Annotated in this window: 7 protein-coding genes; all 7 read right to left on the bottom strand. The window is 34.4% G+C overall.

All coding sequences use genetic code 11. The features are described 5' to 3' along the window. Positions 1 to 225 precede the first annotated feature (225 nt). Positions 226 to 2,718 carry an ATP-dependent DNA helicase RecG gene (gene recG / locus AC3DU7_RS19260; RefSeq protein WP_488040925.1) on the bottom strand — a complete coding sequence of 831 codons (2,493 nt, stop codon included), beginning with the start codon at positions 2,716 to 2,718 and terminating at the stop codon, positions 226 to 228. A 769-nt stretch (positions 2,719 to 3,487) separates the two neighbouring features. After that, a complete protein-coding gene (locus AC3DU7_RS19255) occupies positions 3,488 to 4,480 on the bottom strand; it encodes a hypothetical protein (protein ID WP_488040924.1) in 993 nt (330 codons plus the stop codon). 94 nt (positions 4,481 to 4,574) lie between these two features. Then, a complete protein-coding gene (tsf, locus tag AC3DU7_RS19250; RefSeq protein WP_488040923.1) occupies positions 4,575 to 5,234 on the bottom strand; it encodes a translation elongation factor Ts in 660 nt (219 codons plus the stop codon). A 343-nt stretch (positions 5,235 to 5,577) separates the two neighbouring features. Further along, complete coding sequence (gene rpsB / locus AC3DU7_RS19245) at positions 5,578 to 6,399, bottom strand: 30S ribosomal protein S2 (protein ID WP_488040922.1); 822 nt, start codon at positions 6,397 to 6,399, stop codon at positions 5,578 to 5,580. A gap of 179 nt (positions 6,400 to 6,578) precedes the next feature. Next, entirely contained in the window at positions 6,579 to 6,866 is a 288-nt protein-coding gene (locus AC3DU7_RS19240; protein WP_488040921.1) for a hypothetical protein, read from the bottom strand. Between the two features lie 334 nt (positions 6,867 to 7,200). Further along, positions 7,201 to 7,629, bottom strand: a complete 429-nt coding sequence (locus AC3DU7_RS19235) for a hypothetical protein (RefSeq protein ID WP_488040920.1) — start codon at positions 7,627 to 7,629, stop codon at positions 7,201 to 7,203. Then, the coding region (locus AC3DU7_RS19230) for a hypothetical protein (protein ID WP_488040919.1) at positions 7,613 to 7,798 on the bottom strand (186 nt) is incomplete at its 5' end. The genes AC3DU7_RS19235 and AC3DU7_RS19230, both read right to left, overlap by 17 nt.

Raw genomic sequence — 7,798 nt, 5'->3', positions numbered from 1 at the left:
TGAATATTTTTTTGATTTTGAATTAATCATTAGTTGCTTTTGATTTATCTGAAGCACTCCAACATCTAGAGAAAGAAAAGTAGGTTGCTCTGAGCTGAGTCTTTCTAGACTTTTGAGATTCTACTATTGCGTATGAAAAAATAGTGATGAATATTTTTTTGATTTTGAATTAATCATTAATTGCAGTTTGTTTGTCTATCTCCCCCACTCCCCCACTCCTGACTCCTAATTTAAAATCGACCCCCCCATCATCTTCTGATACCGCCATTCCAACTCCCTCCTCAATAGAGGCCAACTCTTCAAACTTTCATCCTTCTCCATCACCCGAAAAGCAGCACCCCGCGCCAATTCCAAAACCTCCTGGTCTTCAACCAAACTCGCCAAAGCAAAATCCGGCAACCCAGACTGCTTCGTTCCCAAAACCTGACCTGGCCCCCGTAAACGCATATCCATTTCAGCAATAAAAAATCCATCCTGAGACTGCTCTAAAACTTTCAAACGTTCCGTAGCATCAGTCGAACCCGCACCCCTCATCAACAAACAATAAGACTTATGGACACCACGCCCCACCCGTCCCCGCAACTGATGTAACTGAGATAAACCAAACCTTTCTGCATTTTCAATCAACATTACTGTGGCATTCGGTACATCGACCCCCACTTCCACCACAGTTGTAGATACTAAAATCTGAGTTTCATTATCCCGAAATGTACTAATTGCTTGGTCTTTTTCTACACTTGTCATTTTGCCATGAAGTAAACCTATTTGAAATTCTGGGAAAACTTTTTCTGCTAACTTTTGATGTTCTTCAACTGCGGATTTTACATCCAATTTTTCTGACTCTTCAACCAAGGGTAAAACTACATAAACTTGTCTTCCTTGAACTATTTCTCGGCGGATTAAATCGTAAGCTTTTTTACGTTGTCTTCCAGTTAAAGTAGTTGTTTGAATTGGTTGCCTTCCTGGGGGTAATTCGTCTATTTGACTAACATCTAAATCTCCATGTAATGTCAAAGCTAAAGTTCTGGGAATGGGGGTAGCTGTCATTGCTAAAAAGTGGGGAGATTCTCCTTTTTGTTGTAACTTTGCTCTTTGTTGAACCCCAAATCTATGTTGTTCATCTATTACTACTAAACCTAATTTGTGAAAATTTACTGCTTCTTGAATAAGGGCATGAGTACCGACTAATACAGGTAATTCTCCGGTCTCAAGTTGAGAGTGAATTTCTCGGCGTTTTGCTACTTTTGTCGAACCAGTTAATAGTTCAACTGGCAAATGTAAAAGATTAAACCAAGCAACTAATTTTTTATAATGTTGTTCTGCTAAAACTTCTGTTGGTGCCATTAAAGCTGCTTGATAACCAGCTTGAATTGCTGCTAACATCGCCACAACTGCTACTACAGTTTTTCCTGCTCCTACATCTCCTTGTACTAATCTTTTCATTGATTCAGGTTTTTGTAGGTCATTAAGTATTTCATTCACTACTCTTTTTTGAGCATTAGTTAATGCAAATGGCAGGAGTTTATAGAATTGCTCAATTAATTTTCCTGTAGTTGGTAAAGCTATTCCTGTTTCTACTTTTTTTTGCAGTTGCCGACGTTTCAATAATCCTAATTGTAGGTAGAAAAATTCATCAAAAACTAAACGACGACGTGCTGCTGCTAAACAATCTCTATCTGTAGGAAAGTGAATATTTTTAATAGCATTTTTTAAATCTATTAATTGATATTGATTTAGCAATCCTTCAGGCAATGTATCTGACAATTGTTCTGCTGTTGGTAAAACTTTAAATATTGCTCGTCTCACAACATCTGCTCCTACTCCATCTGTTAAGGGATAAACTGGTACTAAACGACCAACTTTCATGGATTCAATTTGACCCCCTTCACTATCAAGAACTTCTATTTCTGGATTATCTAAATTTTTGCCATATTTGTTTTCTTTAACTAAACCTGAAGCAGCTACTGTTGCCCCGACTGGATAAATTTTTTTCTGCTGCATTTGCCAACCTTTATTACTAAATCTAGGTCCGGCAAAAAAGCGACTTATTTTAATTTGACCTGTAGCATCTGTAAGAGTAAGTTCAAGAATAGTTAATTTCTTATTTTTAGGGCTAGAAAAACAATTGAACCGTTTAACTTTGCCAATTATTGTAACAGTTTCTCCAGGTTCCAAGTCACGAATATTTACTTGACGAGCATAATCTATATGGTCTCTTGGGTAATAATAAAGTAATTCTCTAACTGTATATAATCCTAATGTCGCTAGGCGATCGCTGTTTCTTTTACTAATATCTTTGACTTCTGTTAATGGTTGTTCTACATCAAGTTTATCGCTATATTTTTTTGGAGTAACAGAACTTTGTTTTAGTCTTTCTTGAGTTTTTTCTTTTGGTTGAATTATCTCTTTTTTTATTGTTTCTTCCGGCTTTACTCCTTCAGAAATATATTGCATTTTTTGTAAAAAATATTTAGTTGTTTCTAGTAAATTTTGCCGCTCTTCTCTGGTCATTTCTGGATAACTGACAAATTTATTAGATATCTCCTGAAATTGATTTTGATAACCTTGTAATATTATTGGTGGTTGTCTTAAACTGATACTTAAAAAGTCATTAAATATATATTGTTTTCCCTGGATATTTTGCAAACCATATTGTATTTCTACTGACAAAGCTTTTTGTAGTCTTTCCCAGTCAATATTTTCTCTTTCATTATTCATGGCAAATTATTTATGTAATATTTTCTTAGTCGCTAATTTATAGAAATTCACACTTAAATAAATCAGGATTTACGCAAATTGACTGTTCAACCACCATATGTAGGGGCGTTAACGATAGTTATGCGAAGCAAATGGCATTGGCGCTCCGCCAAGCTCCACTAACGTCCTCCCCATAAGTAGAATCTTTGCGTAAGTCCTGTCAATATCAGCATTAAATTATTTTGACTTTTTTTATTTTACTTACTTTAATGAAGCGACCAAAAAACCTTCGTCCTTCTACTCATCTTTACTTCTTCTTTCTTCCCTCCTGACTACTGACTCCTAATTCAGCAATTAATAATTAATAATCAATAATTACCTCTTATTAAAACGGATAGGATTGACTAAAAAGATTTTTTTTTATTATTCTTGGTCGATTGGATTTGGCGCAATATGGTTCATTTAAGACGAAAACTTCTATGATAAGTACCTAGAAAAAATTAATTGTGCATTTTTGATTACTTTTTCATAGAGCTATAAAAGAATCAACAACAAATTTATATACAAATAATTTTGTCTACTTACTTATGAAATGATTAGATAGGCTTTTCAGACTACAGAACTGCAAAAAAAATCCTTAACTGAACCGTATAGGGATATGGCGAGGAAACCTCGCCATCCCTCGACCACTTTATCCCCTTAAAAGAGTCGGCTTCAAGGCGTAAATTGTTGAATGAATAATTATTAACTATCACATCTTAATTATTAATTATTCATTATTAATTATTCATTATTCTTCATACCAACTAGAACGCCATGCTGACTCTGCTTCTATTACAGCTCGTTCGCGTTGCTTTTTACGATATTCTCGTTGCAGTTGATTAAGCCTTCCTAAAAGGTTACGAATTTTATTACGCCAGGCACTAACATTAATATCAGTAAATTCTATTTCAGATAACCTGAGATTTACTGCCATAACTTTAGTAACTCTAGGTTTTTTTTCCTCTTCTGGATCTTCTGCTTCAATTAATAAGTTTAATAAATTAGGTTTTCCACCTAAAGGGGTATCGCCTGATTCCATTTTTGTTGCAGCTTCTAAAACTTTTTTCGGTATTTTTTTTGGTAGTATTTCTGCATTTTGAAGGATGGAGTTTGCCCGATCGGAAACTTTTTTGAGTATTTCAGGTATTTGCTTCTCTATATTCTCTTGCCAAGATATTAATGTATCTAAATTCTCTAATTTATCAATAATATTTTCTGGGGAATTTTCTATTTCTTCTGTTTCAACTTTATTTAGATTTTCCTCTATCCTATCTGCTAGTTTTTGCTCTTCATTACCAGATATTTGAGTTGAAAATAATACAGCAGAATCAAATTCTATATTTGTCTTTTCGCCTTTTAGTGGGGATGTTACTTCTTGCTGCTCCTCATCTTCTTCACCCAAAAGACTCATTATTAGTTCTGGTGCTGAAGTCTCATCTGAATTTTGCTGCTCTTCTGGACTTTTTTCTAATAACTCTTCTAATTCTCTAATTGGTAGCTCTGCTATTTCTCGTAACTCAGACTGCATTTTTTGTCGCTGAGAAAACGATAAATTAAGAAAAGCTTCTGGATACCCTTGAGTACATATATGATAACTAGCAAAAATTAATTGTTGGCGTATCCCTTCACCTAATACTTTGAAATAACCTTCATAAGTATCATAAAATTCTTTGGCAATTTTTGCGATCGCTACTTCTATTTCTTTCAATTTTTCCTCTATTTGCTTTGCTGCTCCCACCATAGTGAATTATTTTCTATTTATCAACTAATTTAAAATTAAAAATAAACAGATTATCTCTGCTATTTTTAACTTTAAATGTATGATTATTTATAAATTATTCCTTTCCCATTTGTGCTGCTACTTCTTCAGCAAAATTATCTTCTTTTTTCTCAATACCCTCTCCCAAAACAAATCGTGTAAAACGACGTACTTGTACTTTTTCACCTAACTGAGCGCTGGTTTCTTTAACTAACTCTGCCACTGTAATGTTTTGGTCTTTAATATAAGGCTGATCCATTAATGTTAGTTCTTTGAATCGCTTTTCTATTCTTCCTTGAACTATTTTTTCCCTTATATTTTCCGGCTTTTTACTGAGGTCATCTCTACCCATTTCTATAGATTTTTCACTCTCCACAAATTCCGCCGGAATCTCATCAATTGAAATATATTCTACCTGTGGACAAGCTGCTATTTGCATAGCAATATTTTTTACTAAATCTTTGAATGCCTCATTCCGAGCAACAAAATCTGTCTGACAGTTTACTTCTACTAAAACACCAATTCTGCTACCTGTATGAATATAACTTTCAACCAGTCCCTCTGCTGCTACCTTACCCTCAAGTTTTCCTGCAGAAGCAATACCTTTTTGTCTTAGCCATTCTATAGACTTTTCAATATCGCCATTATTTTCTTTGAGAGCTTTTTTGCAGTCCATCATTCCTGCACCTGTTGTATCACGCAACTCTTTAACTAATTTTGCAGATATTTCCACCATATTTTTCATTCCCCAATTTAACTTTACTACAATTTAATCTTTAATTATTTAGGAATTAATCCTATCTTTAGTGCCTTAATTTAAGATAGGCTTTTTAGAAATAATTTACAGTATATTTTATCCCTAAACACCCCACCTCTACTACTCAACAATATTACTAGAATTGTAAGCAGTCAGCTATCAGTAATTAGTAATTTTTTATTACTTCTAAGGTTTTGTCCAGAGACTCATAGCAGTAACTTTATTATTCTTTTTCAATTTTAAAGGTTGCTTTTATGCGGACTCAAAGTTAATAGCTGATAGCTAATAGCTGACGGCTGAATGCTTGCTTACCTAGAACTTGTTATTCTTCTTCATTATTTTCTGCTGATGACTCTTCCTCATCATCACTTAGATTAAATTCTTCTTCCGCTCCATCATAATCATAATCTTCTTCATATTCTTCATAGTTATCATAATCTTCTTGAGACAGTGTTTCTAGTTGACCATGACGACCTTCATAGATAGCATCAGCCAATTTACCTACTATAAGTTTGATTGAGCGAATAGCATCATCATTAGCTGGAATTGGAATATCCACTTGAGTAGGGTCACAATTTGTATCCAACAAAGAGACTATTGGAATATCTAACTTCTGACATTCTTGAACAGCATTATACTCTCGTCGCTGGTCTACCATAACAACTCCATCTGGCAAGCGGCGCATATTTTTAATGCCCCCTAGATATTTTTGTAATTTAGCCATTTCACGACGGAGAACCGAAGCTTCTTTTTTCGGGAGTAAATCCAGTGCCCCATTTGATTCACGACGCTCTAGGTCTTTAAGTCTTTCTACCCGAGTTTTAATAGTAGTCCAGTTAGTGAGCATCCCACCTAACCAACGCTGATTAATATAATAAGCTCCACATCTACTAGCTTCTTGAGCGATAATACCAGCAGCTTGACGCTTTGTACCAACAAATAAGAATTTTTTTCCTTGTTCAGAAGCAGTTCTAATATAGTCGTAAGCTTCTTCCATTAATTGAGCTGTTTGAACAAGATCGATAATATGAACGCCGTTACGCTCTGTAAAAATATACTGGGACATTCTTGGATTCCAGCGACGGGTCTGATGCCCAAAGTGGACTCCTGACTCTAACAATTGAGCCAAACTAACAACTGGCATGATTTTATCTCCTATTCGGGTTTAATCCTCCATCCAGGTGTATTCTCATAGATTCTTATCTGTAGAACACCCGATTACCCAGATGTGCGATTTTAGACAACTTTTCTAGTGTATCATATACGTTCCTACCAATACTACTAATATTCCAATCTAAAAAAATTTAATGGTTGCTTGACAAATTAAAAAGCTGATTTTAAAGACTTTAAAATATAGCGATCGACAACAGAAATATCATTGCTTTTTGAATAGAATTTATTTATGTATGTGTATGAGTCAACATCACTGGATGTATATATAAAACCCTTAAATCTACCGATTAAAATTTGTTCTGGGCGGTATTTTAGAAGTAATTCATATATCTCATTTTGAGTCAGTTGGTCTGTCTTTATGCGCTTAGTAGAGAAAACCGCAATTTCTGGAGGAACAAGTAAATCTGCATAAAAGCCATAAATTGGAACATCTTTCATTAATTTATAATTGATAATGGATAATTAATAATTACCTCTGGTTAAAACCGTTCTTGATTGAATAGAAGGAGATATTATTTCTTTTCTTGGTCGATTGGATATGGCGTTTGCTAGCGCAAAGCTCCGCTAACGCGTTTGCGATAGCATTCCGCAAGGAAAGCGTCCCGGAGGGAACGGAGACCTCGCCATCCCACCCAACGGGTGCGCTGCGCTTTTCGCGCCAGCGTTGCAAAGCAAACGACCGCTTTTTTCCCCTTAAAAGAGGAGGCTTTAAACCAAAATTAATTAATAATTAATAATTAATAATTAATAATTCGGTAAATAGCCATTTTGTTTAATTTTTATGTTCTATTAGACTATTTACAACTGCAAATTCTGGTTCATAGTTTCTTTGAAGACTAGGAATATCTTTTGAAACTTTAGGTTTTAATATTAATAATGCAAATATCATTAAAATCAATGAAATACTTGCCCAAAAATAATTTCCTAATCTAAATTCTCGTTGCTGAAAAAAGTCAAATAATGGAACAGATGCATAAGCTGCCAACCAAGCCATGGGAATAGCAATGAGACAATAATTATGTGGCCATACTGGTCTATGATTTAAAAGAAGCAATGTTCCTGTTCCTAGCCATGCAACTGGAAATAGACCTTCCCATCGATTTCTCACAAAGACTACTAATATACCGAAAATAGCCAAAGAAAATAGATCGTAATCTTTATTGATGATGACTTTACTTAACCTTTTAAAACCATCTTTCAATGGGAAATGCAGTTTTAATCTCCTCTCCAAAATGAGTACCAAAAAGCTGATCGTAGCTTAACCCATTAAATAGTAATGAAAAAATCAAAAAAATAACAAATAAACTTATTATCCAAAGTAATAAATGGTAAATCAATTTACTTCTTGGCTTCTGATTTGATTCAAAATT

This window comes from Okeania sp. (assembly GCF_983059655.1).
This window is presented reverse-complemented; position numbering and strand designations above follow the sequence as displayed.